30 protein-coding genes and 1 tRNA gene are annotated in these 25,867 nt (G+C 60.4%); 15 read left to right on the top strand and 16 right to left on the bottom strand.

The window, feature by feature from the left end; translation table 11 throughout:
- Nucleotides 1–42: 42 nt before the first annotated feature.
- On the bottom strand, nt 43–1,707 hold the full coding sequence (locus tag ABMA32_RS14120; protein WP_349014384.1) for an alpha/beta hydrolase: 1,665 nt from the start codon (nt 1,705–1,707) through the stop codon (nt 43–45).
- 142 nt (nt 1,708–1,849) lie between these two features.
- Here ABMA32_RS14120 and ABMA32_RS14115 point away from each other — a divergent pair, with 142 nt between their 5' ends.
- On the top strand, nt 1,850–2,011 hold the full coding sequence (locus ABMA32_RS14115) for a hypothetical protein (protein WP_349014383.1): 162 nt from the start codon (nt 1,850–1,852) through the stop codon (nt 2,009–2,011).
- Between the two features lie 48 nt (nt 2,012–2,059).
- On the opposite strand, the gene ABMA32_RS14110 is transcribed toward ABMA32_RS14115, so the two are convergent.
- The 5 genes from ABMA32_RS14110 to tkt form a co-directional block, all read right to left on the bottom strand.
- Nucleotides 2,060–2,962, bottom strand: a complete 903-nt coding sequence (locus ABMA32_RS14110; protein WP_425475526.1) for a fructose bisphosphate aldolase — start codon at nt 2,960–2,962, stop codon at nt 2,060–2,062.
- Nucleotides 2,963–3,074: 112 nt separating this feature from the next.
- Entirely contained in the window at nt 3,075–4,274 is a 1,200-nt protein-coding gene (locus ABMA32_RS14105) for a phosphoglycerate kinase (RefSeq protein WP_349014381.1), read from the bottom strand.
- Nucleotides 4,275–4,370: 96 nt separating this feature from the next.
- A complete protein-coding gene (locus ABMA32_RS14100; RefSeq protein ID WP_349014380.1) occupies nt 4,371–5,276 on the bottom strand; it encodes a bestrophin family protein in 906 nt (301 codons plus the stop codon).
- A gap of 124 nt (nt 5,277–5,400) precedes the next feature.
- The gene (gap, locus tag ABMA32_RS14095; RefSeq protein WP_349014379.1) at nt 5,401–6,411 is read right to left on the bottom strand and encodes a type I glyceraldehyde-3-phosphate dehydrogenase; all 1,011 of its coding nucleotides are present in this window, start codon (nt 6,409–6,411) and stop codon (nt 5,401–5,403) included.
- Nucleotides 6,412–6,555: 144 nt separating this feature from the next.
- The gene (tkt, locus tag ABMA32_RS14090; RefSeq protein WP_349014378.1) at nt 6,556–8,607 is read right to left on the bottom strand and encodes a transketolase; all 2,052 of its coding nucleotides are present in this window, start codon (nt 8,605–8,607) and stop codon (nt 6,556–6,558) included.
- 283 nt (nt 8,608–8,890) lie between these two features.
- Between tkt and ABMA32_RS14085 the strand changes: the two genes are divergently transcribed.
- From ABMA32_RS14085 to ABMA32_RS14070, 4 genes are all read left to right on the top strand, one after another.
- Complete coding sequence (locus ABMA32_RS14085; RefSeq protein WP_349014377.1) at nt 8,891–9,163, top strand: DUF4164 domain-containing protein; 273 nt, start codon at nt 8,891–8,893, stop codon at nt 9,161–9,163.
- Between the two features lie 4 nt (nt 9,164–9,167).
- Nucleotides 9,168–9,536 (top strand): cell division protein ZapA, encoded by a 369-nt coding sequence (locus tag ABMA32_RS14080; RefSeq protein WP_349014376.1) that lies wholly within the window; start codon nt 9,168–9,170, stop codon nt 9,534–9,536.
- A 184-nt stretch (nt 9,537–9,720) separates the two neighbouring features.
- Complete coding sequence (locus tag ABMA32_RS14075; RefSeq protein ID WP_349014375.1) at nt 9,721–10,788, top strand: glycosyltransferase family 2 protein; 1,068 nt, start codon at nt 9,721–9,723, stop codon at nt 10,786–10,788.
- Nucleotides 10,785–12,362, top strand: a complete 1,578-nt coding sequence (locus ABMA32_RS14070; protein WP_349014374.1) for a glycosyltransferase — start codon at nt 10,785–10,787, stop codon at nt 12,360–12,362. The genes ABMA32_RS14075 and ABMA32_RS14070 overlap by 4 nt, the downstream gene beginning before the upstream one ends.
- Before the next feature lie 75 nt (nt 12,363–12,437).
- Here ABMA32_RS14070 and rpoH read toward each other — a convergent pair whose 3' ends face one another.
- Nucleotides 12,438–13,349, bottom strand: a complete 912-nt coding sequence (gene rpoH, locus ABMA32_RS14065; RefSeq protein ID WP_349014373.1) for an RNA polymerase sigma factor RpoH — start codon at nt 13,347–13,349, stop codon at nt 12,438–12,440.
- 206 nt (nt 13,350–13,555) lie between these two features.
- Nucleotides 13,556–14,617 carry an RluA family pseudouridine synthase gene (locus ABMA32_RS14060; RefSeq protein ID WP_349014372.1) on the bottom strand — a complete coding sequence of 354 codons (1,062 nt, stop codon included), beginning with the start codon at nt 14,615–14,617 and terminating at the stop codon, nt 13,556–13,558.
- Between the two features lie 20 nt (nt 14,618–14,637).
- Here ABMA32_RS14060 and ABMA32_RS14055 point away from each other — a divergent pair, with 20 nt between their 5' ends.
- The 3 genes from ABMA32_RS14055 (at nt 14,638) to ABMA32_RS14045 (ending at nt 15,589) form a co-directional block, all read left to right on the top strand.
- Entirely contained in the window at nt 14,638–15,024 is a 387-nt protein-coding gene (locus tag ABMA32_RS14055; RefSeq protein ID WP_349014371.1) for a fimbrial protein, read from the top strand.
- Nucleotides 15,021–15,419, top strand: a complete 399-nt coding sequence (locus ABMA32_RS14050; protein ID WP_349014370.1) for a VOC family protein — start codon at nt 15,021–15,023, stop codon at nt 15,417–15,419. The genes ABMA32_RS14055 and ABMA32_RS14050 overlap by 4 nt, the downstream gene beginning before the upstream one ends.
- Before the next feature lie 95 nt (nt 15,420–15,514).
- A tRNA-Glu gene (locus ABMA32_RS14045) sits at nt 15,515–15,589 on the top strand.
- Nucleotides 15,590–15,818: 229 nt separating this feature from the next.
- Here ABMA32_RS14045 and ABMA32_RS14040 read toward each other — a convergent pair.
- Nucleotides 15,819–16,958: a sugar ABC transporter substrate-binding protein gene (locus ABMA32_RS14040; RefSeq protein WP_349014369.1), complete on the bottom strand. Its 1,140-nt coding sequence runs from the start codon at nt 16,956–16,958 to the stop codon at nt 15,819–15,821.
- 56 nt (nt 16,959–17,014) lie between these two features.
- Nucleotides 17,015–18,367 (bottom strand): sensor histidine kinase, encoded by a 1,353-nt coding sequence (locus tag ABMA32_RS14035; protein WP_349014368.1) that lies wholly within the window; start codon nt 18,365–18,367, stop codon nt 17,015–17,017.
- A gap of 185 nt (nt 18,368–18,552) precedes the next feature.
- Between ABMA32_RS14035 and ABMA32_RS14030 the strand changes: the two genes are divergently transcribed.
- Nucleotides 18,553–19,047 carry a YciE/YciF ferroxidase family protein gene (locus ABMA32_RS14030; protein ID WP_349014367.1) on the top strand — a complete coding sequence of 165 codons (495 nt, stop codon included), beginning with the start codon at nt 18,553–18,555 and terminating at the stop codon, nt 19,045–19,047.
- Between the two features lie 318 nt (nt 19,048–19,365).
- On the opposite strand, the gene ABMA32_RS14025 is transcribed toward ABMA32_RS14030, so the two are convergent.
- From ABMA32_RS14025 to ABMA32_RS14000, 6 genes are all read right to left on the bottom strand, one after another.
- The gene (locus ABMA32_RS14025; RefSeq protein WP_349014366.1) at nt 19,366–19,674 is read right to left on the bottom strand and encodes a hypothetical protein; all 309 of its coding nucleotides are present in this window, start codon (nt 19,672–19,674) and stop codon (nt 19,366–19,368) included.
- Entirely contained in the window at nt 19,671–19,943 is a 273-nt protein-coding gene (locus tag ABMA32_RS14020) for a hypothetical protein (RefSeq protein ID WP_349014365.1), read from the bottom strand. Before ABMA32_RS14020 ends, ABMA32_RS14025 begins: the two co-directional genes overlap by 4 nt.
- Nucleotides 19,944–20,173: 230 nt before the next feature.
- Entirely contained in the window at nt 20,174–20,359 is a 186-nt protein-coding gene (locus ABMA32_RS14015; protein WP_349014364.1) for a hypothetical protein, read from the bottom strand.
- A gap of 55 nt (nt 20,360–20,414) precedes the next feature.
- Nucleotides 20,415–20,897: a hypothetical protein gene (locus tag ABMA32_RS14010; RefSeq protein WP_349014363.1), complete on the bottom strand. Its 483-nt coding sequence runs from the start codon at nt 20,895–20,897 to the stop codon at nt 20,415–20,417.
- Between the two features lie 25 nt (nt 20,898–20,922).
- Complete coding sequence (locus ABMA32_RS14005; protein WP_349014362.1) at nt 20,923–21,120, bottom strand: hypothetical protein; 198 nt, start codon at nt 21,118–21,120, stop codon at nt 20,923–20,925.
- Nucleotides 21,121–21,165: 45 nt separating this feature from the next.
- Complete coding sequence (locus ABMA32_RS14000; RefSeq protein ID WP_349014361.1) at nt 21,166–21,426, bottom strand: hypothetical protein; 261 nt, start codon at nt 21,424–21,426, stop codon at nt 21,166–21,168.
- Between the two features lie 108 nt (nt 21,427–21,534).
- On the opposite strand from ABMA32_RS14000, the gene ABMA32_RS13995 reads away from it, so the two are divergent.
- The 6 genes from ABMA32_RS13995 to ABMA32_RS13970 all read left to right on the top strand — a co-directional run bounded on the left by ABMA32_RS13995 (nt 21,535) and on the right by ABMA32_RS13970 (nt 25,827).
- Nucleotides 21,535–21,819: a helix-turn-helix domain-containing protein gene (locus ABMA32_RS13995; protein WP_349014360.1), complete on the top strand. Its 285-nt coding sequence runs from the start codon at nt 21,535–21,537 to the stop codon at nt 21,817–21,819.
- Complete coding sequence (locus ABMA32_RS13990) at nt 21,812–22,783, top strand: hypothetical protein (protein WP_349014359.1); 972 nt, start codon at nt 21,812–21,814, stop codon at nt 22,781–22,783. The genes ABMA32_RS13995 and ABMA32_RS13990 overlap by 8 nt, the downstream gene beginning before the upstream one ends.
- Before the next feature lie 445 nt (nt 22,784–23,228).
- Nucleotides 23,229–23,912 carry an SOS response-associated peptidase gene (locus ABMA32_RS13985; protein ID WP_349014358.1) on the top strand — a complete coding sequence of 228 codons (684 nt, stop codon included), beginning with the start codon at nt 23,229–23,231 and terminating at the stop codon, nt 23,910–23,912.
- A gap of 20 nt (nt 23,913–23,932) precedes the next feature.
- On the top strand, nt 23,933–24,166 hold the full coding sequence (locus tag ABMA32_RS13980; RefSeq protein ID WP_349014357.1) for a hypothetical protein: 234 nt from the start codon (nt 23,933–23,935) through the stop codon (nt 24,164–24,166).
- A 109-nt stretch (nt 24,167–24,275) separates the two neighbouring features.
- Nucleotides 24,276–25,025: an outer membrane protein gene (locus ABMA32_RS13975; RefSeq protein WP_349014356.1), complete on the top strand. Its 750-nt coding sequence runs from the start codon at nt 24,276–24,278 to the stop codon at nt 25,023–25,025.
- Between the two features lie 115 nt (nt 25,026–25,140).
- Nucleotides 25,141–25,827 (top strand): outer membrane protein, encoded by a 687-nt coding sequence (locus ABMA32_RS13970; protein WP_349014355.1) that lies wholly within the window; start codon nt 25,141–25,143, stop codon nt 25,825–25,827.
- Nucleotides 25,828–25,867 lie beyond the last annotated feature (40 nt).

Raw genomic sequence — 25,867 nt, 5'->3', positions numbered from 1 at the left:
CTGGTCGAACACTGAGACCGGCCGCAACCTGAACCGCCCGCGCTAACTGCTCTCCTGGTTCCGCAGGTCGATGAAGTGCTGTTTCAGCCGGGCCACGTCGTCTGGCGACCAGCCCTGGATGTCGGCCACCTCCATCCAAGCGTCGATGTAGTGCTCGGCGGCGAAGACGTGGCCGTAGCCCATCGGCGAGGTGGTTGCCATGGCGATGTCGAGCGTCAGCTGCAGGAAGGTGACGACAGGGTACCAGCCGAGATAGGGCGATACGTCCGGACCGCGCGGTGGCTGCATCCAGTCGGGTTCGTGATAGAGCGAATGCGGATCGTAGAAGGTGATGGGGTCGCTTGCATATTGCAGGTAGACGACGCGCATCGGGCCCCACACCGCGCCCGGGATATCAAGTGCGTTCTTCTGCGCCGTGAATCGGACAAAAGACCCGTCGCGGAATTTCGGCAGCCACTCCGGTGAGCCGGGGTTGCGGTCGCGCGTGATTGAATTCCAGATGCGGCTGGAGAAGGGTGGGCCCGCCCAAAGCGCGCCCTGGTACGGGTCGCCAAGCACTTCGAACAATTCGTTGGACAGTTCCGAGCTGAGCGCGCCTAGGCTGAGGCCGAACAGATAGAGTTTCGGCCGCGTCTCCTTTGGCAGGGTTCTCCAGTAGCCGTAGACCTCCGAGAACAGCGCGCGTGCCTGCTCGGCACCGTAGCCGGGCTCCACCAGCAGCGACATCCAGCTGGCGAGGTAGGAGTATTGCGCACCGATGCTGGCGATGTCGCCATTGTGCAGGAACTCGATGGGATTGATCGCCTGTTCGTCGACCCAGCCGGTGCCGGTGGGCGTGATGATCACCAGCGTGGAGCGGTCGAAGCCGCCGACGCGCTTCAATTCCTCAAGCGCCAGCTTTGCGCGCGCCTGAGGGGACTCGTCCGAGTGCATGCCGACATAGACGCGGATCGGCTCAAGCGCCGGCTTTCCGGTCACGGCGGTGATGTCGGCGGCGGACGGACCGGTGCTGATGTAAGAGCGGCCCATGCGGCCGAGATCGTCCCAGCGCACCAGCGACTCAGGGCTGCCCGTCTTGGCGGGATCGGATGGCTGGCTTGTTTCAGGCGGAATGAGCGCGTCCAGCCGCTCGAACGAGCCATCCATGAAACGCAACGCGGTGCGGAAGATGATGCCGTCGCCGATCGACCAGAACAGCAGGGCAGCGATCACGGTGCCGGCGACGTAGGAAAAGCGCTTCGGCACATAGCGATTCAAGTGCCTCGACACGAAGTAAAGCGTTCGCTTGAACAGCCTGGCAAGCGCGATGAGGAGGACGAATGTCACGATTGCGATTGCGCCGACCTCGATCGGGTGTGCCGTATCGACCGGCTCCATTTCCATCAGGCTGCGGATGGAGTTCTGCCATGCCGCCGCGCGCCACAGGAACCCTATGCCGATGGCGCCACAGATAATCGTGGCGGCGAGCTTGGTGCCGAATAGGAACCGCCCCTTGGGTTCTGGCAGTTCGAGATAGCGCCAGAGCCATTGCAAGAAGAAGCCAACGCCATATCCTGCGGCCGCCGAGCAGCCCGACAGGACACCCTGCGTCAGAAAGTTGCGCGGGATCAGCGTCGGTGTCAGCGAAGCCGCGAAAAACAACGTGCCGAAGAGCAGGCCCGCCAAGGAGAATGACCGAAAATACCTGACGGCCCACTGACGAAACATATCTGCGCCACTCCCTCAAGCTGGCGTTTACCGGACAAATTGCCGATCGCAGATGCTTTACACAATAAAGCGCCGTGTGAAAGGAGCGAAGGCGATCGGATACTGGCTTTGACAGCAGCCAGCGCGCCTGCTCAAAAGCCGTATGTCGAAAATACTCGCCCTAGTGATCCTGGCCATGATGGTGATTCAGCTCATCAAGCCGCTTGGCCTGCCGGGCTTGAAGCAGCGGCGTGATTTCTGGAAGCTGGCCGTTGCAGCGCTGGCCGCGATGATGGTGACGGTGCTGCTCAGCCATCTGCAATGAAAAACCCCGCCGGAGCGGGGCTTTTATGCGTTACCGGAGGCCTGATTTTCAGGCGGCGATCTTGTGGCTGGACGCATCGAAGATGCTGTCGATGGTCGAGGCGATCTCCGCGTTGAACTGTTCGTCGGTCTGGCCGGCAGACAGGCCCTGCGTCAGCGCGCGCGAGAAGCTGGCGATGATGCCGTCATTGTGCTTCAGTTTTTCGTTCGCATCGGCGCGGGAATAACCGCCCGACAGAGCCACCACGCGCATGACGCGCGGGTCCTGGGTCAGAGCCTTGTAGAGATTGGCCTTGGTCGGCAGAGTCAGCTTCAGCATGACCTGCTTGCCTGATGGTACGCCGTCGAGGTGTTTCGTGATTTCGGCGAGCAGGATATCCTCGGCTGCCGCCTTGTCCGGGATCGAAATCGTCACTTCCGGCTCGATAATCGGAACGAGGTCGTGCGCCAAGATCTGCCTGCCGATTTCGAACTGCTGGTCGACGACAGCCTTGATGCCGACCGGGTTCGCGGCGTCGATCACCGAACGCATCTTGGTGCCGAAGATGCCCTTCGCGACTGCGCGCTTCAGCAGCGCATCGAGATCCGGCATGGGTTTCATCACCTTGACACCGTCCTTCTCGTCCGCGAGGCCCTTGTCGACTTTCAGGAACGGCACGACTTGACGCTTCTCCCAAAGATACTGCGCCGTCGGAATGCCGTCGATGTCGCGGTCCATCGTCTGTTCGAACAGGATCGCGCCCATGATCTTGTCGCCGGTGAAAGCGGGGGACGTGATGATGCGCGTGCGCATCTGGTGGACGAGGTCGAACATCTGAGCGTCGTTGGACCAGGCGCTTGCGTCGATCCCATATTCCTTGAGAGCTTTCGGTGTGGAGCCACCCGATTGATCGAGCGCGGCGATGAAGCCGTTCTTTTTACCGGCCTGCGCGGCCATCTCCTTGTTCATCAAATTCTCCCGATTTTATGATTTCAAGAACTCAATACGTGAAGGCGTGACGCAAGGCTACCGTAAGCCAGCCATGCTCAATCGATTCAATTGAAGGCGCTTCAATGATAGCGCCTTAGTTGCGCTTCAGCACATCGACGCCAGGCAGTTCCTTGCCTTCCATCCATTCGAGGAAGGCCCCCCCGGCGGTCGAGACATAGGTGAAGTCGTCTGCCACGCCTGCATGGTTCAGCGCCGCGACCGTGTCGCCACCGCCGGCCACCGACAGCAGCTTGCCGGCCTTGGTGCGGCTCGCTGCGTGCTTCGCGACCGCCACGGTGGCCTTGTCGAATGGCTTCGTCTCGAAAGCGCCGAGCGGGCCGTTCCAGACCAGCGTGTTGGCGCGGTCGATCCATGCGTTGACCGCCTCGATCGATTTCGGGCCGACGTCGAGGATCATCGAATCGGCCGGAACAGCGTTGACGGGAACCACATCGCTCGCCGCGCCCGCCTTGAATTCCTTGGCGACAACCGCGTCCGTCGGCAGGATGATGGCACAGCCCGCGGTCGCAGCCTCGATCATGATCTGGCGGGCGGTCGGCGCGAGGTCGTGCTCGCAGAGCGACTTGCCGACATTCTCGCCGCGCGCCGCGAGGAAGGTGTTGGCCATGCCGCCGCCGATCACCAGCGCATCGACCTTCTTGACGAGGTTCATCAGAAGGTCGAGCTTGGTCGAGACCTTTGCCCCGCCGACGATCGCGACCACGGGCTTCTCCGGATTGCCGAGTCCGCGATCGAGCGCCTCCAGTTCGGCCTGCATGGTGCGGCCGGCATAGGCGGGCAGGAGTTTTGCAAGTCCTTCGGTCGAGCAATGAGCACGGTGCGCCGCCGAAAAGGCGTCGTTTACATAGAAGTCGCCATTGGCCGCGAGCTTCTTGGTGAATTCCGGGTCGTTCTTTTCCTCGCCCTTGTAGAAACGGGTATTTTCCAGAAGCGCGATGTCGCCCGGCAGCATGGCGAAGATCGCCCCTTCCACCATCTTGCCGATACAGTCCGGAATGAAGGTGACATTGCGGCCGATGATATTCGACGTCGCCCGTGCGATCGGCTCCAGGGACAATGCGGGGTCCGGCCCGTCTTTCGGTCGGCCGAAATGGGCCATGAGTATGACCTTGGCGCCCTTGTCGGAGAGCTCGAGAATGGTTGGCGCGACGCGTTCGATGCGGGTTGCGTCCGTCACTTTGCCGTCGACCATCGGTACGTTCAGATCGACGCGCACGAGTGCGCGCTTGGCTTTGATGTCGCCGAGATCATCGAGCGTTCGGAAGTGGGCCATGAGTGTTTCCTTCAGGGGAGGATTTGGCGGGACATTAGCGGCAAGCGGCGCGGATTCAAGTATGCACGACGTATCGGACGCCGGAAGGTTTCGCGCTCAGGAGTAGTAGAAGCGCTCGGCGCCAAGCGGCGCTGGTGGCGGTTCGCCCAGCGCCTCGAACACGGAAATCTCGCAGACCCGGCACAGGCTGTCGAGCGCGAGGTCGTTGGCCTCCGTGCCGAACGGGTCTTCCAGTTCTTCCGACAGCGCATCGAGCCCGAAGAATGTGTAGGCGATGAGGGCGGTGAAGAGCGGCGTCGCCCAGCCGGTCGTCGTCGCCAGCCCGAAGGGCAACAGCAGGCAAACGATATAGGCGGTGCGCTGGAGCAGCAGAGTGTAAGCGAAGGGCAGGGGCGTGGTCGCGATGCGCTCGCAGCCCGCCTGCGGCGCCGACATGCCGGCAAGCCGCTCGTCGAGGATGCGATAGCCGATGGCGTCGACCGATCCATGCCGCCTCAGCCTTGCGATCCGCGCACCCATGCGCCGCATCGCGGCGTCCGGCTTGTTGGCGGCTGATGCGATTTCGCCTACGTCGCCACCGAGCAAATCCTTCGCCTTTTCCATCGCGTCGACTTTGCGCAACTGCGCCCGCAGCAGGTGGCAGAAAACAAGCGCCTCCATCAGGAGCGACCGCCATTCGCCGCGATCGGCGACGAGCCCGTCGCTGGCGCGGGCGAGGTTCCTGATGTCGTAGACGAGTTGGCCCCAGAGCTTGCGCGCCTCCCACCAGCGGTCGTAGGCGGCGTTGTTGCGGAAGCCGAGATAGATCGACAGCGTAACCGCGATCAGGCCGAAGGGAGCGATGTTGAAATCGTGAAGCGGGACGGCGAGCAGCTCGACTGCGACGACGACGATCGCCGCGTAGATCGCGAAGCCGATGATCTGCGGCAGGATGCGCGGCACGACGGAACCGCGCAGCACGAAGAAGAGCTGCAGGAAGGTCGGTCGGGGGCGGATGATCATGGCGGTCTGCCGTCGTGGGAGAAGTCCGCATCTCTATGCGGCAAAAGAAAACGCCCGGGCAAGCCGGGCGTTCGAAGGAGTTTTGGACAATTTTGCCCCAGTCGTGAGAACCGACAAAGCCAGGTCAGGCGATCGTCTTGGCGAAGGCTACGGCCGTGTCGGCCATGCGGTTCGAGAAGCCCCACTCGTTGTCGTACCACGACAGCACCGAGACGAAGTTGCCATCCATGACCTTGGTCTGGTCCAGCGCCAGCGTCGAGGAATGCGGATCGTGATTGAAGTCGATCGAGACGTTCGGGTGCGCGGTGACGGCGAGCACGCCTTTCAGCTTGCCCTTCGACGCCGCGATGACCGCGTTGTTGATCTCCTCGACGGTCGTGTTCTTCTTGGCGATGAATTTGAAGTCCACGACCGAGACGTTCGGCGTCGGCACGCGGATGGAGATGCCGTCGAGCTTGCCCTTCAGTTCCGGGATGACAAGGCCGATGGCCTTGGCGGCACCCGTCGAGGTCGGAATCTGCGACAGCGCCGCGGCGCGGGCGCGGTACAGATCCTTGTGCATGGTATCCAGAGTCGGCTGGTCGCCGGTGTAGGAATGGATCGTCGTCATCATGCCTTTCTCGATGCCGACAGCCTCGTGCAGGACAGCGGCGAGCGGGGCGAGGCAGTTGGTGGTGCAGGACGCGTTCGAGACGACGATATGGTCCTTGGTCAGCTTGTCGTGGTTGACGCCGTAGACGACTGTCAGGTCGGCGCCGTCGGCCGGGGCCGAGACCAGCACGCGCTTCGCGCCGGCGGTCAGGTGCGCGGCTGCCTTGTCGCGGGCCGTGAAGATGCCGGTGCATTCCATGGCGATGTCGATGCCCAGCTCTTTCCAGGGAAGCTTCGACGGGTCGCGCTCGGCCAGAACCTTGAAGCTGTCCTTGCCGGTCGAGATCGTGTCGCCGTTTACGGTTACTTCCCGGGGGAACTTGCCGTGCACGCTGTCGAAACGCAGCAGATGCGCGTTGGTCTCGACCGGGCCGAGGTCGTTGACGGCAACGACGTCGATGTCGGTGCGGCCGGATTCATAGATCGCGCGCACGATGTTGCGGCCGATGCGGCCAAATCCGTTGATTGCAACTCTGACAGCCATGTCAATCTCCTGCAGCGCTTGGGAAGGGTCGCAGCTTCATAGCGGCGAAAGGAGAAAGAATCCAGACGCCGGGAAGGTGAATTTAAATCGATTAGCTGTCGAAGTATTGGGCCAGCCCGTTAAGGGCTAGCCCGAACACGCGCCTCAAGGGTGAGGGCGCGCCGGTTCGCTATCCGGGATGGCGCGGGCGTCCTCGCCCTTCGGCACACCGTTCTTGACCCGGTCGCCGGCGACCTTGGCCACCGCCTCGGCAGTGATGCCGAAATACTTGTACAGCTCCTTGGCGGGCGCGCTGGCGCCGAAGCCGGTCATGCCGACGAAAGCGCCGTCCGACCCGACGAACCGGTCCCAGCCGAAGCGCAGCGCCGCCTCGACCGCGACTTTTACCGGCGCCTTGCCAAGAACCTTCTCGCGATATGCCTTGTCCTGTTCCTCGAACAACTCGAAGCAGGGTACGGAGACAACCCGCGTCGGGGTGCCGGCCTGCTGCAGGATGTCCCGGGCATCCAGAGCTATCTCGACCTCGGACCCGCTGGCGAAGATGGAGACCTTCGCCTCACCGCCCTCGGCTGCCGCCAGTTCATAAGCACCTTTCGCCGACAGGTTCTCGGCAACATATTCGGTGCGCACGGCGCGCAGGTCCTGGCGCGTCAGCACCAGCGTCGAGGGCGCCTTCGTCGAATGGATCGCCGCCTGCCAGCACTCGGCCGTCTCCATCGCGTCCGCCGGGCGGAAGACGAGATGGTTCGGGATAGCGCGCATCGCGGCGAGATGTTCCACCGGCTGGTGGGTCGGGCCGTCTTCGCCGAGGCCGATCGAGTCGTGCGTCATGACGAAGAGCGAGCGGATGCCCATCAGGGAGGCAAGCCGCATGGCCGGCCGCGCGTAATCGGTGAAGCAGAAGAAGGTGCCGCCATAAGCGATCAGGCCGCCATGCAGCGTGATGCCGTTTATGGCCGCCGCCATCGCGTGCTCGCGGATGCCGTAGTGGACATAGCGATTGCCGTAGTTGGCTGCCGACAGTTCCAACGTCTGGCTGGTTTTGGTGTTGTTTGAAGGGGTCAGGTCGGCCGAGCCGCCGATCGTCTCGGGCAGCGTGCCGTTGATGACCTCGAGTGCCATCTCTGACGCCTTGCGGGTCGCGACCTTCGGCTTGTCGGCCGCCAGCTTCTGCTTGTAGGCCGCGATGGCGTCGTCGAAGCCGGCGTGCTGCTCGCCGGCCATGCGGCGGCTGAATTCCTTGCCGCGATCGCCCGCTGCCGCAAGCCGCTTTTCCCATTCGGCGCGGGGTGCCGCACCACGGGCACCGGCGTCGCGCCAGGACTTCAGCACGTCATCGGGGATGACGAAGGGAGGCGAATCCCAGTTGAGCGCCTTGCGGGTCGCGGCAATCTCGTCCTTGCCGAGCGGCGAGCCGTGGGCGGCCTTGGTTCCGGCCTTGGTCGGCGCACCGAAGCCGATTGTGGTCTTGGCTGCGATCAGCGTCGGCTTGTCGGACTTCTGCGCGGTCTCGATGGCCTTGGCGATGGCCTCCTGGTCGTGGCCGTCGATGTGGAAGGCGTTCCAGCCGGAGGCCTCGACACGCGCCACCTGGTCGGTGATGTCGGCGAGCGAGACCGGACCGTCGATCGAGATGTTGTTGTTGTCCCAGAAGACGATCAGCTTGTTGAGCTTCAGCCGGCCAGCCAGCGCGATGGCCTCCTGGCTGATGCCTTCCATCAGGCAGCCGTCGCCGCAGATGACGTAGGTGTGGTGGTCGACGAGGTCGTCGCCGAACTGCGCATTCATGACGCGCTCGGCGAGCGCCATTCCAACCGCGTTGGCGACACCTTGGCCGAGCGGGCCGGTGGTTGTCTCGATGCCGGTTGCGAACCCGTATTCCGGGTGTCCCGCCGTCTTGGAGCCAAGCTGACGGAAGCGTTCGATCTGGTCGATCGTCATATCCTCGTAGCCGGTGAGATAGAGGCACGAGTAGAGCAGCATGGAACCGTGGCCCGCCGACAGCACGAAGCGGTCACGGTCCGGCCATTTGGGGTTCTTCGGATCGAACTTCAGATATTTCGTGAACAGCACGGTGGCGATGTCGGCGCAGCCCATCGGCAGGCCGGGATGGCCGGAATTCGCCCTCTCGACGGCATCCATGGAAAGGAAACGTATGGCGTTCGCCATCCGGTCATGCTGTTCGCGCGAGGCCATGGTCGCTCCGTTCGTGGGTTCGATCGATAAGCAGGAAAGTCGCCGCGACACATATCAGGCACGGTTTTGGTGTCAACAAAATGAAGGTCCCCGCGCGAGGCCGTCTGACTCGTGGCGGCGAGCGTCCAGGCGTCTTTCGTCGTCGAAATGATTTGTGCACGCCTTCGCAGGGGACAGTGTAGAGAGCTTTGTTGACGAGGATTTCACTCGATGCCTAATGTTTCTCTGGTAAATCGTTCTGAATGCGAACGATTCGGTGATGGGCGGGTCGGACACGGGAGCCATGACCGAGGAAGCCACCTTGAAGGAAGTGCTTGCCAGGTTGGGCAGGGCGATGGATGCGCTTGAATCCGCAGTCTCCGTGCGCCTTGAGCACGAGCAGGATTATTCCGAAGCTGAAGCCGAGGTACAGAGGCTGAACGCCGATCGAGGCCGGCTTGCGCAGGAACTCGACAGTTCCGAGGCCAGGAGCGACAGGCTCGAGGAGGCGAACAAGGAAGTTTCGCGCCGGCTGGTGACGGCTATGGAAACCATCCGCGCGGTTCTGGACAGGTAGGATCATGGCGCAGGTCACTGTGACGATCGACGGCAAGGCCTATCGGATGGCCTGCGACGAGGGACAGGAAGAGCACCTGATCGGCCTCGCCGAGCGCTTTGACCGCTATGTCTCGCACCTGAAGGATTCGTTCGGCGAGATCGGCGATCAGCGGCTGACCGTCATGGCCGGTATCATGGTGATGGACGAGTTGTCAGAAGTGCAGAAACGCCTGATGGGGATGGAAAGCGAGATCGCGACGCTGCGCAAGACGCGCGACGAAGCGCTCAGCAAGGCGGACAGAAGCGACGCCGCGCTGACCGGCGCGCTGGGCGGGCTTGCCCAGCGCATGGAAGCCATTGCGGAGAAACTGTCGCCCAAGCCGGCGACCTGAGTCTAGAGATCCATTTCGCCTGTATGTCGCCGATACACCAGCGTCGGACGAGATCATCGTGTCTTGTCCAACGTTAGGGCTATTGGCTAAGCTGGCCAAAAGTGCGAAGTGGCGGGGACCGAGGAGCCATCTGCCCCGGTTCCCACAGGATCACTATCTGGAGAATGCGCCCGCGCGCCGCAATATGCCGAAAACCGGATCGGGGCAGATAAGCGTCATCATACCGGCGAGGAACGCCTCCTCGACGATAGCGCGGACATTGTCGAGCCTCGAAGCCGACAAGGCGTTGATCCACGAAATCTTGCTCGTAGACGACGGGTCGCAGGACGGAACGGCCAATGTGGCAGCGAAGGCGGGGGATCTGCATGGCTTGCCCCTGACGGTATTTGAAGCCGGCTTCTCGAACGCTGGGGCTGCCAGGAACTTCGGCCTCGACCGGGCGCGCGGCGGTCGCCTGTTTTTTCTGGACGCCGACGATGAGGTGTTGCCGGGCGGGATGACGCTGCTCAGCGACGCTCTGGACGCATCTCCGGCCGCCAGCCTTGCAATCGGAGCCTCGATCCATCGCGGACAGACCGTCCAGAAGTTGAAGCTTCCCGGCAATTACGGGCAGGACAATTCTGCGAACGCCAGGCGCTATCTCCTGAATGAGCTACGCTCCATCACGGTCGGCAGCGCGCTCGTCACCGCGAAGGCCGCCGCCGGAGTGCGATTTCCCGAAAGCATAAATCTCGACGAGGATACGATCTATTGGGCGGCGATTCTTTCGCGTTGCGCCGTGACGACGATCGGGCAGCCCGTCCTGGCCTACAATCTCGACGAGGCCCGCATGTCGCGACGCTTCGTTTCCGATCCGCACGGCGTCTTCAGCGGCATTGCCGTCGAACTCGACAAATTGCGCTCGTTCGGCTTCCCGGAAGACGTCCTTCAAAAGCGCAAGAGCTTCATCTCAATGCGGATCGTGCGACATCTGATCCGCCAGCGCCGGTTCAATGAAGCGGCTGACATGATGCGCGTGTCGCGACACTACGGCGGCGGCGGCCTGCGTGATTTGAAAGCGCTGCAATACAGGCTCAGAATCTGGCGCGGGTATGCCACAGGGCTCTTTGGCTTCGGTACGGCCGGAATGTCCGGAGATGCCGGAATTCTGTCGCGGTCACATGACGAGAAGCAGCCCGGCGGTACTCCGGAACTGATCGTCAACGACTTTCACCCTCCTCCTGGGCGACATGGCAACGGTTCTCCGGAATGATACCGCGGATTCTGCACCAGACCTGGAAGACAGACCGGATTCCGGAGCAATTCCAGCCTTGGGTCGACAGTTGGGCGAAGCACAATCCCGGCTGGACGAGAATGTTCTGGAATGATCGGACGCTCCTCGATTTCGTGGGCGAGCACTACCCTGAATTCGTCGATACCTTCTGCGGCTATCCGAGCGGCATATTCCGGGCCGACGCGGGCCGTTACCTGCTGCTGCATCATTTCGGCGGGGTCTATGCCGATCTGGACTGTGAGTGCGTCGCGCCGTTCGACCCGATCATGGCTGAAGACCGAGTCGTGATGTGCAAGGAACCCGCGGCCCACCAGGTTGCTCATACGTCCCAGCACCGCCTGCCGCATCTTCTCTTCAACGGCACCATCGCAAGTCCGGCAAAGCATCCGTTCTGGGCCCATGTGCAGGCTAACATGCTGTACTCGGCCCATAGCGGCGAGGTGCTGAACGCGACCGGCCCCTGCCTTCTAACGTCCGCGCAGGTGAGTTACTCCGACCAAGCCGGCCTGATTGTCCATCCCCCGAAGTTATTCGCTCCAATCGATCATCATGGAAAACAGGATGCCTCGCCGGAAAACGAGCAGGTTGAAAACCTGTCGATACATCATTGGGCCGGCACGTGGCTGGCGAAGCCCGTTGGCCGGAAGTTCGGACGATCCGTCAAGAAGCGCTTTTACCGCGCCAAATACTACCTGACACGCGGCGCGCAGAGCGACGAGAAGGAACTGCAAGGCAGGATAGCTCCGGAAGTCATCCGCAGGTCTGCTCCCAAGGACGGAAACATCGCTGTGCTCGTACCGTTGCGGGACGCAGTCGAGCATATCGAACCGTTTCTGCACCTCATCGGTTCGCTCGACTATCCAAGCGAACGCATCAAGCTGGTTTTCTGCGAAGGGGACAGCAAGGATGGCAGTTGGGAGCGCCTGCAGGCATCGGTTGCTGCGCTGCGCGACCGATACCGTGACATCGTCCTTCTGCAAAAGGGCCTCGGAACAAAGCTCGACCGCCTGAAGCGCCACAAGCCGAGGTTCCAGCGCGAACGGCGCAGTGGATTGGCAAAGGTCAGGAACCACATTCTGCAGCACGGCCTTGACGAAAGCGATGACTGGGCGCTGTGGATCGATATCGATGTGTGGAAGTTTCCTCCGGACATCCTGCGGACGCTCCTGTCGACCGGAGACAGGATCGTGACGCCGAACTGCGTCAAGGTCGCCGGCGGCCACAGTTTTGACTGCAACAATTTTCTGACGACCTGGGCGAGAAGAGACTATCAATATTACAGGTCGGTCAAGGATGGCCTGTACCAGCCCCCCGCGGACTTTTGGGGGCGCCTTCATCTTTCCGACCTTCGTCATCTGGAAAAGGTCGAACTGCATGGCGTCGGTGGCACGATGCTTCTGGTCGATGCGTCGCTGCATCGCGCCGGACTGCTTTTCCCGGAGAAGCCCTACAAGGATCTTGTCGAAACCGAGGGGTTTGGCGTGCTGGCGCGCGATGTCGGCGTGACGCCGATCGGTTTGCCCCGGGTGGAGATTTTTCACGTACCCTGGTGACACGAAGCAGTCTTCCGACGTGAAAAAACCGCGCCGGTTCCGGCGCGGTTTTGCATTTCAGACGAACAGGTTTCGTCAGGCTGTCGGCTGCGCCTCGATGGTCCGCAGGGCCTGAAGCTGCCGCTTGGCAGCCGCCTTGACGGCATCCTGCACCTTCTCGAAAGCGCGGACCTCGATCTGGCGCACGCGCTCGCGGCTGATGTCGAACTCGCTCGACAGTTCTTCCAGCGTCAGCGGCTCGTCTGCGAGGCGACGCGCCTCGAAGATGCGCCGCTCGCGATCGTTCAGCACCGACATGGCGTCGCTGAGCATGGCGCGGCGGTTGTCGAGCTCGTCCTGTTCGACCAGGATCTGCTCGGCATTGTCGCTGTCGTCGACCAGCCAGTCCTGCCATTCGCCGGACTCGCCTTCCGATGCGCGGATCGGCGCGTTGAGCGAGGCGTCGCCGGAGAGACGGCGGTTCATCGACACGACTTCCTCTTCCGAGACGTTCAGCCGAGTCGCGATCTCCGCGATCTGGTCCGGCTTGAGGTCGCCGTCGTCGAGCGCCTGGATCTTGCCCTTCACCTTGCGCAGGTTGAAGAACAGCCGCTTCTGGTTGGCGGTCGTGCCCATCTTCACAAGGCTCCACGAACGCAGGATGTATTCTTGGATCGAGGCCTTGATCCACCACATGGCGTAGGTCGCCAACCGGAACCCGCGCTCGGGTTCGAATTTCTTCACGGCCTGCATGAGGCCGACATTGCCTTCGGAGATGACCTCGCCGATCGGCAGGCCGTAGCCGCGATAGCCCATGGCGATCTTGGCCACGAGCCGGAGATGGCTGGTGACGAGCTTATGGGCTGCGCTGGTGTCTCCATGCTCGTTATACCGTTTGGCGAGCATGTACTCTTCCTGCGGCTGGAGCATGGGAAAACGTCTGATTTCCTCGAGATAGCGGGACAGGCCGCCCTCTCCGGAAACGATACTTGGCAGTGACTGGGCCATTGTTGCGCCCTCCTCTCTCTTACTTTGCCCCCTCAAACGAGGCGGGCATGAGGCACCGGCCGCATTTGCGCGCATCCGGGGCCAACCGACATATATAGGAACAAAACCGGAAAATACAGAGGTTTGTTCAAAACTAAACAGATTGTAATGTTGGCGTGCCGCAACGCCAGTTCCATTTGCTGAACGCAGATTGAATTGCGGTGAAGTCAGCTTGCGCGGAACGCCGCAACCAGCTCCGCCATGTCGGCGGGAAGCGGAGCTTCAAAGCGCATCATCTCACCCGTCACTGGATGAGTGAAGGCAAGAAGTTGCGCGTGCAACGCCTGGCGCTGAAAGTTCTTCGCCACTGTCCGTGCTGGCTCCGACAGCCGGTTCGCCTTGGTGCGGAAGGCCTGGCCGTAGTCCGGATCGCCGACGACCGGATGGCCCATATGGGCCATATGAACACGGATCTGGTGTGTTCGGCCAGTTTCCAGTTCGCATTCCACCAGCGCTGCAAGGGCGGCGGGATTTCGCGCGCCCGGCTTGCCGGTTGCGACCGACGTCCCGAAACGATCGAGTACCTTATAGTGTGTGACAGCGTGGCGAGCGTCGCCACGGCCCGCCGGCACCACGGACCGCCGGACCCGGTCGGCGGCGCGGCCGAGCGGCGCGTCGACCGTGCCGGCGTTGCGTTCCGGTGTGCCCCAGAGCAGAGCGACATAGGCGCGCTGGAGGTCTCCGGTGCGGCCGTGATCCGCAAAGGCCTCGGACAGGGCACGATGCGCCCGATCGGTCTTGGCGACGACCATTACGCCCGATGTCTCCTTGTCCAGCCTGTGCACGATACCCGGCCTTTTCACGCCGCCGATGCCCGACAGGCTGTCGCCGCAATGGTGGATCAGCGCGTTGACGAGCGTGCCCGTGGCGTTTCCCGCGCCGGGGTGGACGACCAGCCCGGCCGGCTTGTTGATGACGACCAGTTCGGCGTCCTCATAGAGAATGTCGAGCGGTATATCCTCGCCTGCGGGCTGGGCGGCTTCCGGCCCGGGCAGGGCTACATCGAGAATGTTGAAGGCCTTCAGCTTTCGGCCGGGATCGTCGACCGGCTTACCGTCGACTGCGATCGCCCCCTGGCGGATGAGCGCCTGGACGCGGCTGCGCGAGAACTCCGCTCCCAGCATTTGTGTCAGCCACTGATCCAGCCGCTTGCCTGCGGCCTCCTGCGTGGCTTCAAACCGCAAGGACCCTATCAATTCGCGAGGGTCTTCGTTATCAGGGTCGCCCATCGGACATCCGGGACTTGATCATGACGCGGCCGGTTTTGAATATCGAAGAGGAAAAACCGCTGGATCCGGCGGTCGAGAATGTCAGGCGCAAGCTGGTGCGTTTTGTGGCCATCAACCTCGGCATACTTTTCGCCGCCCTTATGATCGTCGTTGCGGCCCTTGTCTACAAGTCGATGAATACGACGCCCGCGCCAGCTGTGGTCGATGCTGGCGTCGAGATCCCGTCGCCGGAGGGAGTCGTCGAGGGGCAGATCGTGCTTCCGGCGGGAGCCCGGATCGTCTCGCAGTCGCTGTCGGGCAACCGTCTCTCGCTCGCGCTCGACCTGACGGACGGCAGCCGGGCGATCTACATCTACGACATCCTGTCGAAACGCGTGGTCGGCCGCTTCGTGGTGGCTGAGGAATGAGCGCCCCCGATCGCCGCATCGCGACCGTGGCGCTTGTCGTGGCTGACTATGACGAGGCGGCGAACTGGTACGCCGAGAAACTCGGCCTTCAGCGCGCCGAGGATGTCGATCTTGGCGGCGGCAAGCGCTGGGTGACGCTGGTCGCCGGCAATTCCGGCGCGAGACTGTTGCTCGCCAAGGCCGAAGGCGAAAGCCAGCAGGCACGTGTCGGCGACCAGACCGGTGGCCGGGTCTTCCTGTTCCTGGAAACGGACGATTTCCATCGCGATCATGCGGCCCTGCTGGCCAAAGGCGTTGCCTTCAGAGAAGAGCCGCGCCGCGAAGCCTACGGCACGGTGGCCGTCTTCGCCGACCTCTATGGCAATTTATGGGATCTCATCGAGCCGAAGCGCTGAGTTTGCTCGACCAACTGGGCACTTCTGGCACCGCTGTTTGATTTGCCGCGAAGCCCGTTGCATTTTCTGGATAGCCAGCCTATATCGCGGCTTCCGCGCCCATCGTCTAGCGGTCAGGACGGCGCCCTCTCACGGCGCAAACCGGGGTTCGATTCCCCGTGGGCGTACCAATCTTTTCAATCACTTAGCGCCTTGATCCCGAAAGTCGTCAAATAACGGTCAAATAAGCCGTCTGAGCACGAGCTGATTTGGGAGGGTGAAAGCGACCTTTTCCGGGAATAGCCGGGATTTGCCGAGAAGAGGTGGTGAGGACACCTTGGCATTTTAGCGGAGGTAAAATGGCGTTGGCTCGCCAGCGAGGCGATAAGAAGGTACGCCGTCATGAGACTTTGCGCGGCGTTAGTTCGGCTCGGCTTCCGAAGACCAAGCAAAATTCAGATACTCACTACGTGTGTCGTAGCAGATACCGCCGTACATTCTCAGGTACTCATCGCGGCGCTTTTTGTCGTTCCAAACCTGGGCGGGGTCGGAAATCTCTGCCTGATAATTGGCAATGTTGTCACGAGTGAGCAAACTCGGCAGGACATCCAAACCTTGCGGTACGACCTTTCCGTCCAGCCAGTCGGCGGCAAATTGCCCAAGGGCATATCCAAAGATCGAAGACGCCAGACTTACAGTGGCCCTATATGGGCCGTCGTTAGTTTGGATAGCTCGAATAGCGTCAGGCTCGCCATCTATTCCGCCGAGAAATTGATCGTTCCGCGCCTTCCCGGATTCCCGAAGCGCACGCATTGCTCCCAGCACTACAGCATCGGCACCCAGCACCACGTCTATATCAGGCTGGGCCAAGAGGATGGTCTTCATTGTCTGGTAGCCTCCCTCCTCACTCACCGGCGTCGGAGATATGTCGGCAACAATCGTCACGCCCGGCAACTGGCCAAGAACGTCGCGCATTGCCCTGAACCGAGGGGCCAGGAATTGAAGACTGTCATGGGTGAGAAGGACGACATTTGCTTTGCCACCGAGACTATCCCGAATGTAACGAGCAGCTTCCTCGGCAAGCGTTTTTCCAGTCAGATACTGCGGTGCGTTGAGAATTGTGACTGCGGGGGGCGGCACCACTGCGCCAACATAGGTGCCTTGAGCTATAAGCGCCTGCAGACTGGGAGCCAGCGACCGAGGATCAACAGGTGCAACCACCACCGCCCCTGTCGCGGATGCACGAAGCGCATTGACCTGTTCGATCATCCGCCCTGCGTCATTCTCCGAAAGAACATTGGAATAGGTCAGATCGCGGTCGCCGGCAGCGCGTTCGAGGCCAAACCCCACGCCTTCCATGAAGTCCCGTCGATTATCTTGTACAAAAACCAGGTTCTGCTGGAGGCCCGGCGGCCTCGTACACTGAGCTTCCGTGGCGACATATGGTGCAAGAATTAAAGGTTCCGTGATGCCAGGCGGAACGCCCTCCTGGCCTTGAGCTACGGAATGCAGGCCCAGCGTAACCAAACAGGCAGCAGTGAACTTGTACCTATCAAACACCGGACGGCACCCGCAGCGACAGACCCTTACCCCAGCTAGAGGCTACCCAATCCATTTCATGCCGAGAGCGGAAAAGCTAGCCTAGCGGAAAGACCCGGATTGCGATCCACGTATTCAACGCGTCCGCGCAAAGCCGTCGCCATCGCCTTAACGATCCGACTTCCCAGACCAGTACCTTGTGCCGGTCCCGTACCTCGGCCGACCCCGTCGTCTTCGACAGACAATAAAGCATCGCCCTCAGCTCCTCGCGTTAAATTGACACGAACTGGTCCGGCTCGTTCAGGATAGGCATATTTTGCGGCGTTCATCACCCATTCGGAGGCAATAACGCCCAGGTTGATTGTGGCGTCTGTCCGCAACGAAATAGGTTCCAGATGGTAGCTGAGCGAGATGCGCTTATCGTCACCCATCGTTGTCTGAAATTGGTCGAGCAAGCTGCGCAGGTAATCGTCTAGTGCCACTTCGGTAACGTTGTCAGACCTGTAGAGACGCTGATGGACGAGCGCCACAGCTTGGATGCGTGACTGAGTTTCTGTCAGCGCGGTTTTGGTTGAAGCGTCCCCACTGGAATTTGCTTGAAGGCCAATCAAGGATGATACGATCGCCAGACTATTGGCAACCCGGTGATTAACCTCAAGCATCAGGGATTCTGCACGATCCTTTGCAGCCCGCATTTCCTCAGTGCTTTTCGCTAGGTCGGCTGTCCTGTTGGCAACCTTTGTTTCAAGCTGAGTGTTGGCCGCGCTTAGCATTTTGTGGGCACGTGACAGTTCCCTCGCGTAACGAATGATGGTGAACAGCGCGGCGAACGCTGCAGCCGCCACCACAGTCGCTCCGACGATGGAAACTAGGCGTTGCCACAACGTATTGGCAGTTTGCTCCGATACGAGGCTATTCAAGCGCCTGTCCGCAGCGAGGCTGAGTCCGCTGATATAGACCATTGCCTCATCCATCAGTGCCTTGCCTCGGTTAGTCAGCACCAAGTCCAGCGCCGAACTCCTCTCGCGTGAACGAGTGAGACGAATGCTCTCGTCCATTTCCGCAAACTTCTCTGTGATGACCTGCTTTAGACGTTCGGTGACCGCAACCAAGTCGGCGTACCCCTCGACACGCGGCGGAAGTGCGTCGATGTCCCTTAAAGCGGCCTCTTTCGCGAGATCATATGGTGCCAGATAGATCTCATTTTCTGTGTATAGGAATCCTCGCTGGCTGGACTCCGCCCGCTGTACAAGCGCGCCGAGGTCAACAGAGGCTGATTTAAGGTCACGCGCATCCAAGATCTGGCTTGCGATTACGCTTGACCGATCGTCAAGCCAAAAGGCAGCAGAAACAATGGCCAGAAGCGCTAAGACGCCGACGGCGATAAAAAGTATCTGCGATCTGACCAGCGTGCGGACATTTGTAGGCATCGCTGCCTGTAATGACAGAAAAGCTCGACTGACGCCACGAACTTCCGCGTTGGATGAGGGCGTGTTGTACTCGATAACGCCGACCTTCTGGTCAGCATCTGCGCCAGACCAATCCTGTTAACGGCACCAAGGAACAATCCATCTGGGACGTCATTATTGCACTGGTTCTAACCCGGAGAAGTGCCATGAAGACGCTGGCCGACATATTCGAGCATACGCTTGAGGACGTCTATTATGCTGAGAATGCTATCGTGAAAGCTCTGCCGAAGGTTGCGAAGGCGGCCACGGACGCAAATCTGAAGAAGGCTGCGGAAAATCACCTCGCCGAGACGAAGGTACAGATCAAAAAGCTGGATCAGGTTTTTAAATCGCTCGGCAAGAAAGCCGCCGGCGAGAAGTGTGATGCGATTGAGGGGCTCATCAAAGAAGCTGAGGGTCTGATGAAAGAGGCTTCTGGTGTCGCTCTGAATGCCGGGCTTCTTGCGGCATGTCAGGCAGTCGAGCACTACGAGATTTCGCGATACGGCTCTCTGCGAGAGTGGGCAAAGGACCTTGGCCACGATGAGGCGCACAAGCTCCTGAGCGAAATTCTCGATGAAGAGAAGGCGACCAACAACAAGCTCACCAACCTTGCGGTGACCTCAATAAACAAGGCGAGCGCTGCGGCTAAGGCGGCGTGATAAGACCGGGGCAGACTTTGGGCATCGATGTTCTGCCCCGTACTCCAAGAGGTAAGCCGTATGCAGCATGTCATCCCGGACCTGAGCGAACCTGCGGTGATTGATCAGCTTAAGCGTGACCAATGTCTAGTCAGGTTTACGATCACCGTAGAGCCAGACACGGCTGTGGATATGTTAGAGGCACTGGGTTCGCTTAAGACGCCGGTAGCACCTGAGCATGTTGAGATAGTGAACCCGACTTTCGGCGGTGGATAAATCCTCCCCACTCGGAACTAGCGTTTCTTGAGGATGGCTTTGCCAGATGGAGCCGCAGGGAGGTCATCGTACGGCCTCCCGGATGCTACAGATCGGCGCTAGCGCGTCTTCATCGGCAATGCACCAATCCGGTTCGCCCTCGTCGTCACACTGAGCGCCCTCGTCCTCACATTCTTCCTCGCGGTCGTCGCCAAGGTCGCCGGTCCCGAGCTGACCAGAAAGCCACGGCTCCAGATCAGGGTCGGGGTCCATCGCGTCGAGAATGGATATGAGCCGCTCGATGGTGGTAGCGATTGAGGCGCGGTCTTTGCTATTGATGGTGAGGAAGAACACGCCATCCACGTTGGCTAAATCGGCTGGAGCGCTTTTCATGTCGCGCCTCCATCGAAATAGGCCAACGCTGCGGCCAGCATAGTGACCGTGAATTCCTCCTGGCTGCCGCAAGTCTTTTCCTCGTGCATGACCAGCCGGACGGCCGCGACAGCACCCTCCAATGTTGTTGCGGCGGGCGGGCTATCGGCCAAGGCGGCATAGGCTTCCCCGAACGGTTCCTCCTTGGAGTCGTCATCGCGAGGGGAAGCGATCAGGGCGGCCTTTGCGGCTTCATATTCATTGATCAGGACGACAAGGGGATCGGTCATCGCACCGCCCCCTTTTTCTTTTGGAGGGTGGCGCCCACCAACGCGTTTATTGAATCGTCAATGCGGTATGCCTCGTCTCTCGCGAGCGTGGCGAGAGCAGCGGCGCGGTTCACGGCGCTCCGGGCCTCTGTATCGGGACTCGGGATGTCGTAGACATAATCCGCCAAGACTTTCAGAAGCTGGTGCAGATTGTGGGTGGCGGCGTTGATGTCCTGGAGGTCGTCCCTCGATCAGCCCTCCGCCTTGCGCGCAGCCGCCATGGCGTCGGACCATTCCGCCTTTGCCCTTTCAACAAGTGTCAGGGTGTGCATGGTCGCGAAGGCCAGCAGACGCATGCTACCTTCATCGATCAGAAAGCCCTTGGCTGTCCGATGGCCATGGAGCGCTGTTACATGATCGGCGGCGAGCTCTGCCATGTTGAGGGCGTCCCACAGGCCACCCTCAAGGTCCGAAATCCTTGGCCATCATCGGTCAGCCCTCCAGCACACGGACAAGGCGCAGACGGCTTTCTGAGTAGCGCAACCACCCTCCCTGCCGTGCACCCTTCCACCAATGTGCACAGCGGTATCCCTTGGCGGTTTTCTCTACCCAATAGATCGGCTGTTGTCCGGTTTTCTCGTCGCGGCATTCGTAGACGTCGGGGCCTGACCATGGGACACGACAAACGCGCGCCGAACGTCCCACGATAACCATGACAGGAAGCGCTTCGGCCGTGTCGCCGGGCGTGCCCACATGCTCCCGGTGAATATCCGCGTCGGGCCAGAGTTCGGACGCCGCTGCCTTCAATTCGGCAATGGCTGCGTCCAGACGCTCTTGAGCGGTCACCGGTTCCACCGCAGCAACTGCTACTGCGGGGAGGGCGACAACCGGAGCGGTGGCTAGGCCGGCGAGCAGGTTGCGGCGGTTGAGATTAGGCATGCCTTCGGCGGCTGCCTGAACGGTCTTGTTCAGCATTGGTATTCTCCCGCGTGTTGACTTTTTAGGCCGTGGTGCAGCGTCTCTCTGCGAGCTGCATCAGGGCTATGATGTCGTCCACAACGCGACCGGCTTCACGGTCGAAATGGGCGAGGGAACTGGTAGCGATGCCATGGGCGCGGAAGGCGTCAAGAAGGGCTTTGTTCGCCGTGAGGGCGAAGGCTGCGAACTTCGGGTCTAGGCGCTTGCGGCGGCGGGCCATTGGAATGCTCCGGGTTGTTTCGCTACGAAGCCTGTGTGCCGCTGGCTAGGCGGCGAGAGCCTGTGCCTCCGTGAAGTTGTCGAGAGTGGCAAGAAAGCGCTGGCGGGCCTGCTGGCGGGCAGCGCTAATCCATGACGGAGGCGAGGCAACCCAACTCTTCATGGCGCGGTGCGCACCTTCGATGGTGGCGTTGAGGCCATAGGAGAAGTCGCCGGCCACGTCGCGAAACTCTGCGCGGGCTTCCTGCGGCAAGGTCCGGTAAATGTCGATCAGGAGGTTCGGGGTGGTGTCTACGAGAAGCGGCATTCCATTTTCCCTGTGCTTGTTTCTTTAGCGTGTGTGATGTATTTTATAGCACGGCGTTCACTATGATTCAAGCATTATCTTGCTCATATGCGATAAATTATCGCACATATGAGATTGGCAATATCACAGGCGAGGAAAGTCAACGTGATTTCAGGTTCGCAAATCAGGGCTGCGCGCGCACTCCTTGGGCTTACGCAAAACGATCTGGTGGAACGGTCAGGTGTTTCGTTCGCGACAATTCAACGAATGGAGACAATCGGCACAGGCCGAAGCTCGGTTGCGAATTTGGACGCAGTCCAGAAAGCCCTAGAGAAGGCCGGCGTTCAGTTCATCCCGGAGAATGGCGGTGGGGCTGGCGTGCGGATGACAAAGCCAGGAGGTGATGATGCCTAAAGCACTTGGTCCGTTAGCCATCGGACTTGCATGGCTGTTTTCAGCCTCCGCCCACGGTAGTGAATTGCACGCGTACTTGACGAAAGATGAGGCGCAGAAACGGGCCTCTATCGACTACAGCGAATGCTCAGGCGACGAAGTCCCAGAATGTATCTCTCACTCCCTTTCTTGTGGTGAGTTCGGCTCTGCAAATTTCACCGTTACTGTCGGACCTGTGGAGCGCATTGCTGCCAGTTTGATTATTGGCACGGAAGGCGCGGCAGAGGGTCAGTTGTTGCTGGCTGGTGGTTGGCCCACGACGCTCGCAATCAACTCGATTGAAGTTTCATCTAACGAGCTTGATGGTGGTTGGATGCTTTCGCTGACGATTGGAAACGCTGAAGCAGTGTTCGAGCACTGGAACAACTCAAGTACCGAAGGTGCAGAGATAGAGGTTGGGGGGGAACGCTTCTCGCTTGCTCCTCGACCCGGCGATGGCGCAAAGCTTATGGACTTCAAAGCAGCGTGTGGCGGCTCTCAACAACCTGCGTCGTACGGCGATAGCTCCTGGACGCTATACGGCAATCCCCGTTTCGGATTCTGGATCGATATCCCTCCAGGCTTTTCCGGGATCGTGGAGTCAACCAATGGCGATGGCGGAATCGCAAAGTCGGCTGATGGAAACGCTGAGCTATCGATTTGGGGAAGCCATCTCACAGAAGGCAATTTCAAATCCGAAGTTAGGGAGCGAATTGAACTCACCCGCTCTTACGGCTGGAATGTCACATACGAGAAAAGAGATGAGACGTGGGCGAGTTGGTCAGGCACCAAAGGGGACCGCGTCATGTACGAGCGCGCAATCGCGATTTGCGATTCTGGCTCCGCCTTTTTCCTTCTCGAATACGATACTGCCGACATTGCTGAGTTTGGCCCTGTGATCGACCATTTGCTCAAATCCTTCAAGCCCGGAACAACGTGCAACTGAGCCGCTGCACATTCTGATAACTCACACACCCCGCTTGTCCTTCCAGACAATTCTGCGGGTGTAGACGACGCGCTCAATCTTTCGCTGGATGGCAAGGTCAGCCATATCGCTGGGCGGACCACCTAGCCTGAAATCCAGAGACCCCTTCCCGTCGCACTGCCGACACCGAAGGCCGGTCGCCCGGATAACATCATCGCATTCCATGTCACCGAACGCGGTCAGCAGATCGGCAATGAAATAGTACCGGTGCCGCTTGCAATAAGTGCATTTGATCGACGCGTACTGACCGTTCTTGGCCGCTTCGGACAGCCAGTATGCTCCTTTGCGTTTCGGCCAATATGGTTCGGGCATGCACCGAATTAGGAGCGCAGGGCCGGCTTGGTCAATCCGTCCATTGACTCTTTTGTTCCATTTTTGTTCACTGTGGAAAAAGGGAGGGATAGGTATGTGCGGTCGCTTCACCCGCTTCCACACCTGGGCTGAAATACACCGCATGTACAGCCTGCTGCCGGCGAGCGAGACGGGCCGCAACACCCAGGCCCGCTACAACATCGCGCCGACAGAGGATGTCTATTTCGTCACGGCAGACGAGGATGGTGCCCAGCAGGTCAGGGAAGGTCGCTGGTGGCTCGTGCCATGGTGGGCGAAGGAAATGCCCAAGGCGGCGATGTTCAATGCGCGCATCGAGACAGTCGACACATCAGGGGCTTTCAAGGATGCATGGAAGTCGAAGCGTTGCCTGATCCCGGCCGATGGCTTTTATGAATGGACGATCAGCCCGGCCGACAAGAAGCGTGATCCCTGGTTCATCCACCTGCCTGACAACCAGCCATTCAGTTTTGCCGGCCTGTGGGCGCACAATGACAATCTCGGCATTACCAGTTGCACGATTATCACCATGCCGGCGGCAGAGCCGATGAGTGAGTTGCACGACCGCCAGCCGGCCATTCTGGCACCCGATGCCTATGACGCATGGCTGCACCCAGCCACGCTGCTGCCTGACGTGAAGCCGCTCCTGTCGAAAAATTTAGACGGTGAGCTGAAATTCCATCGCGTCGATCGCGCGGTCAACGCGTCGAGCCGCGCCGACAAGCCGAACGATGACGCCACTATGGTCAATCCGCTGTGAGCCAACTTCCTGAACGCAAGATGCCGAAGCTCATCGTCGCTGCGGCGTTTGATCGTGGCGAAGACGGCGAGCTGGTAGCGGCATACGGACCTGCCGAGCAGCAGAGTGAGGAACGCGCGATCCGGACGGCCAAGGCGCTCGCGACGAAACATGCTGGAGTGATTGCATGGAGCCGCGAGGCCAACCCGGCGATCGGCGAATACGGCGAGCCGACGACGCTCTTTCAGGCCGGCGACGTTCCGGACATGGAATGAACAGGGCGCATACCGCCAGAATCGGGCCGTCGGATGTTGCCGTTGGGTAACAGACTGCTCAACCAAGCCGTGCTAATTGCAATCATCAACTCGGTCGGGGACAACTCTTATGAGAATACGGTTGCTTGCAGCGGCTCTTGCGATGGCTACGGCAGTTCCGGCCTATGCGGCGGATGCCGTCGTGGAAGACGTTGTCGTGGTCGACGGCGCCTACGACTGGTCAGGCGTATATGTCGGCGTTTTTGGTGGCTGGGCGCATAGCCGGACCAAGGCCACGGATATCACCGGCGAGGAGTATGGCGGCGCCACGCCTGGGGCCCAACTGAGTATAAACGACGACGGTTTCACTCTCGGCGCAACGCTTGGCTACAATTTCCAGAGCGGCTCTTGGGTATTCGGTCCGGAGGCTGAATTGGGTTGGGTCTCAAACGATAAGACCTACACAGATCCAAACGATGACGACGACGGTCTCTTTACCGAATACGGTTTCTTCGGGTCGGTTACCGGCCGGGTCGGCTATGCTGCCGATCGCACACTGTTCTACGGCAAAGGCGGCGTTGCCTTTGCCACCATGAAGAACGCGGGTGGCGAGTTCGATGGCGTCGGCAACGAGGACAGCGATGGCAAATGGGGCTTCGATGGAAACGAAGCCGGCTTCGGCGACGAGACCCGTGTCGGCTGGACAATCGGCGCGGGCATCGAACATGCCTTTACGGACCAGTGGACCGTGAAGGCCGAATATATGTTCGCCGACTTCGGCGGCGAGACTTATGGCCATGTCGACGGGAGCATGGACGAGCCATTCTCCTTCGACAACCAGTTGCACACCGTCAAAATTGGCTTGAACTACCAGTTCTGATTGTTCTCCCAAGCCTTAGGCAGAGCCCGGCCTTCGCGCCGGGCTTTTTGTTGCCCGCTTGCATCGCTGCCGGCTTCAACCGTACGATGCAGGCGGTTTGGAGTGGAAGTGGCGCATGCGGGGTTGGATTGCAGGTTTGTTGACGTTAGGCGCGTGCGGTTCGGCGAATGCCGACCCAGCCCTTGACTGGTCAGGGTTCTACGCAGGCGCCATGGTGGGATACGGGTGGAGCGACGGCAGTTTCTATGCTGGCGAGCCGGACTTCAACTTCGTTTCGAACCATGTCCTAGAAGACGGCTTCGCGGGTATCTTTGGCGGCTATCAGACCCATCTCGCCTCTGGTTTGGTGCTTGGCATTGAGGCTGACATCGCCCGCCGATTGGCGTCGGCCCATGACGGCCTGACGCTCAACGTTATGCCGACCTGGTTTGACGGTCAGCTATTGGAAGCTGATCTCAACTGGTCCGGCTCCGTGCGAGCGCGCGCTGGGTATGCGGCCGGCCGGTGGCTGCCGTTCGTGACCGCCGGCGTCGGGTGGGCTTCTTACGACATCACTCATCAGAACATCGACCCCAAGGTCATTTGGGAACCGCCGCAGTCCATCACCTACTCCGAAACGTCAGTCGGCTGGACAGCCGGTGCTGGCGCAGATTTTGCACTAACGGAGAAGGTCATCGCGCGGTTCGAGTATCGGTACGCCGACTACGGCAAAGCCGACGTTCCGCTTTATGCTTGGCAGATCGATTCCGATTACAGCTTGAAGACCCATGATATCATCGCAGGCCTAGCATACCGGTTCTGATGAAGCTCGACGAGGATACCGAGACGGAGGGGAGCGCTTA

Origin of the sequence: Mesorhizobium quangtriensis, from assembly GCF_040081925.1 — a bacterium.
Lineage (GTDB): Bacteria > Pseudomonadota > Alphaproteobacteria > Rhizobiales > Rhizobiaceae > Mesorhizobium_K > Mesorhizobium_K quangtriensis.
This window is presented reverse-complemented; position numbering and strand designations above follow the sequence as displayed.

Bases quoted from the DNA above. Each gene is read 5' to 3' on its own strand.
- ABMA32_RS14120 (WP_349014384.1), bottom strand. From the start codon at position 1,707: ATGTTTCGTCAGTGGGCCGTCAGGTATTTTCGGTCATTCTCCTTGGCG.
- ABMA32_RS14115 (WP_349014383.1), top strand. From the start codon at position 1,850: ATGTCGAAAATACTCGCCCTAGTGATCCTGGCCATGATGGTGATTCAG.
- ABMA32_RS14105 (WP_349014381.1), bottom strand. From the start codon at position 4,274: ATGGCCCACTTCCGAACGCTCGATGATCTCGGCGACATCAAAGCCAAG.
- ABMA32_RS14100 (WP_349014380.1), bottom strand. From the start codon at position 5,276: ATGATCATCCGCCCCCGACCGACCTTCCTGCAGCTCTTCTTCGTGCTG.
- gap (WP_349014379.1), bottom strand. From the start codon at position 6,411: ATGGCTGTCAGAGTTGCAATCAACGGATTTGGCCGCATCGGCCGCAAC.
- tkt (WP_349014378.1), bottom strand. From the start codon at position 8,607: ATGGCCTCGCGCGAACAGCATGACCGGATGGCGAACGCCATACGTTTC.
- ABMA32_RS14085 (WP_349014377.1), top strand. From the start codon at position 8,891: ATGACCGAGGAAGCCACCTTGAAGGAAGTGCTTGCCAGGTTGGGCAGG.
- ABMA32_RS14080 (WP_349014376.1), top strand. From the start codon at position 9,168: ATGGCGCAGGTCACTGTGACGATCGACGGCAAGGCCTATCGGATGGCC.
- ABMA32_RS14075 (WP_349014375.1), top strand. From the start codon at position 9,721: ATGCCGAAAACCGGATCGGGGCAGATAAGCGTCATCATACCGGCGAGG.
- ABMA32_RS14070 (WP_349014374.1), top strand. From the start codon at position 10,785: ATGATACCGCGGATTCTGCACCAGACCTGGAAGACAGACCGGATTCCG.
- rpoH (WP_349014373.1), bottom strand. From the start codon at position 13,349: ATGGCCCAGTCACTGCCAAGTATCGTTTCCGGAGAGGGCGGCCTGTCC.
- ABMA32_RS14060 (WP_349014372.1), bottom strand. From the start codon at position 14,617: ATGGGCGACCCTGATAACGAAGACCCTCGCGAATTGATAGGGTCCTTG.
- ABMA32_RS14055 (WP_349014371.1), top strand. From the start codon at position 14,638: ATGACGCGGCCGGTTTTGAATATCGAAGAGGAAAAACCGCTGGATCCG.
- ABMA32_RS14050 (WP_349014370.1), top strand. From the start codon at position 15,021: ATGAGCGCCCCCGATCGCCGCATCGCGACCGTGGCGCTTGTCGTGGCT.
- ABMA32_RS14035 (WP_349014368.1), bottom strand. From the start codon at position 18,367: ATGCCTACAAATGTCCGCACGCTGGTCAGATCGCAGATACTTTTTATC.
- ABMA32_RS14030 (WP_349014367.1), top strand. From the start codon at position 18,553: ATGAAGACGCTGGCCGACATATTCGAGCATACGCTTGAGGACGTCTAT.
- ABMA32_RS14025 (WP_349014366.1), bottom strand. From the start codon at position 19,674: ATGAAAAGCGCTCCAGCCGATTTAGCCAACGTGGATGGCGTGTTCTTC.
- ABMA32_RS14020 (WP_349014365.1), bottom strand. From the start codon at position 19,943: ATGACCGATCCCCTTGTCGTCCTGATCAATGAATATGAAGCCGCAAAG.
- ABMA32_RS14015 (WP_349014364.1), bottom strand. From the start codon at position 20,359: ATGGCAGAGCTCGCCGCCGATCATGTAACAGCGCTCCATGGCCATCGG.
- ABMA32_RS14010 (WP_349014363.1), bottom strand. From the start codon at position 20,897: ATGCTGAACAAGACCGTTCAGGCAGCCGCCGAAGGCATGCCTAATCTC.
- ABMA32_RS14005 (WP_349014362.1), bottom strand. From the start codon at position 21,120: ATGGCCCGCCGCCGCAAGCGCCTAGACCCGAAGTTCGCAGCCTTCGCC.
- ABMA32_RS14000 (WP_349014361.1), bottom strand. From the start codon at position 21,426: ATGCCGCTTCTCGTAGACACCACCCCGAACCTCCTGATCGACATTTAC.
- ABMA32_RS13995 (WP_349014360.1), top strand. From the start codon at position 21,535: ATGAGATTGGCAATATCACAGGCGAGGAAAGTCAACGTGATTTCAGGT.
- ABMA32_RS13990 (WP_349014359.1), top strand. From the start codon at position 21,812: ATGCCTAAAGCACTTGGTCCGTTAGCCATCGGACTTGCATGGCTGTTT.
- ABMA32_RS13985 (WP_349014358.1), top strand. From the start codon at position 23,229: ATGTGCGGTCGCTTCACCCGCTTCCACACCTGGGCTGAAATACACCGC.
- ABMA32_RS13980 (WP_349014357.1), top strand. From the start codon at position 23,933: ATGCCGAAGCTCATCGTCGCTGCGGCGTTTGATCGTGGCGAAGACGGC.
- ABMA32_RS13975 (WP_349014356.1), top strand. From the start codon at position 24,276: ATGAGAATACGGTTGCTTGCAGCGGCTCTTGCGATGGCTACGGCAGTT.
- ABMA32_RS13970 (WP_349014355.1), top strand. From the start codon at position 25,141: ATGCGGGGTTGGATTGCAGGTTTGTTGACGTTAGGCGCGTGCGGTTCG.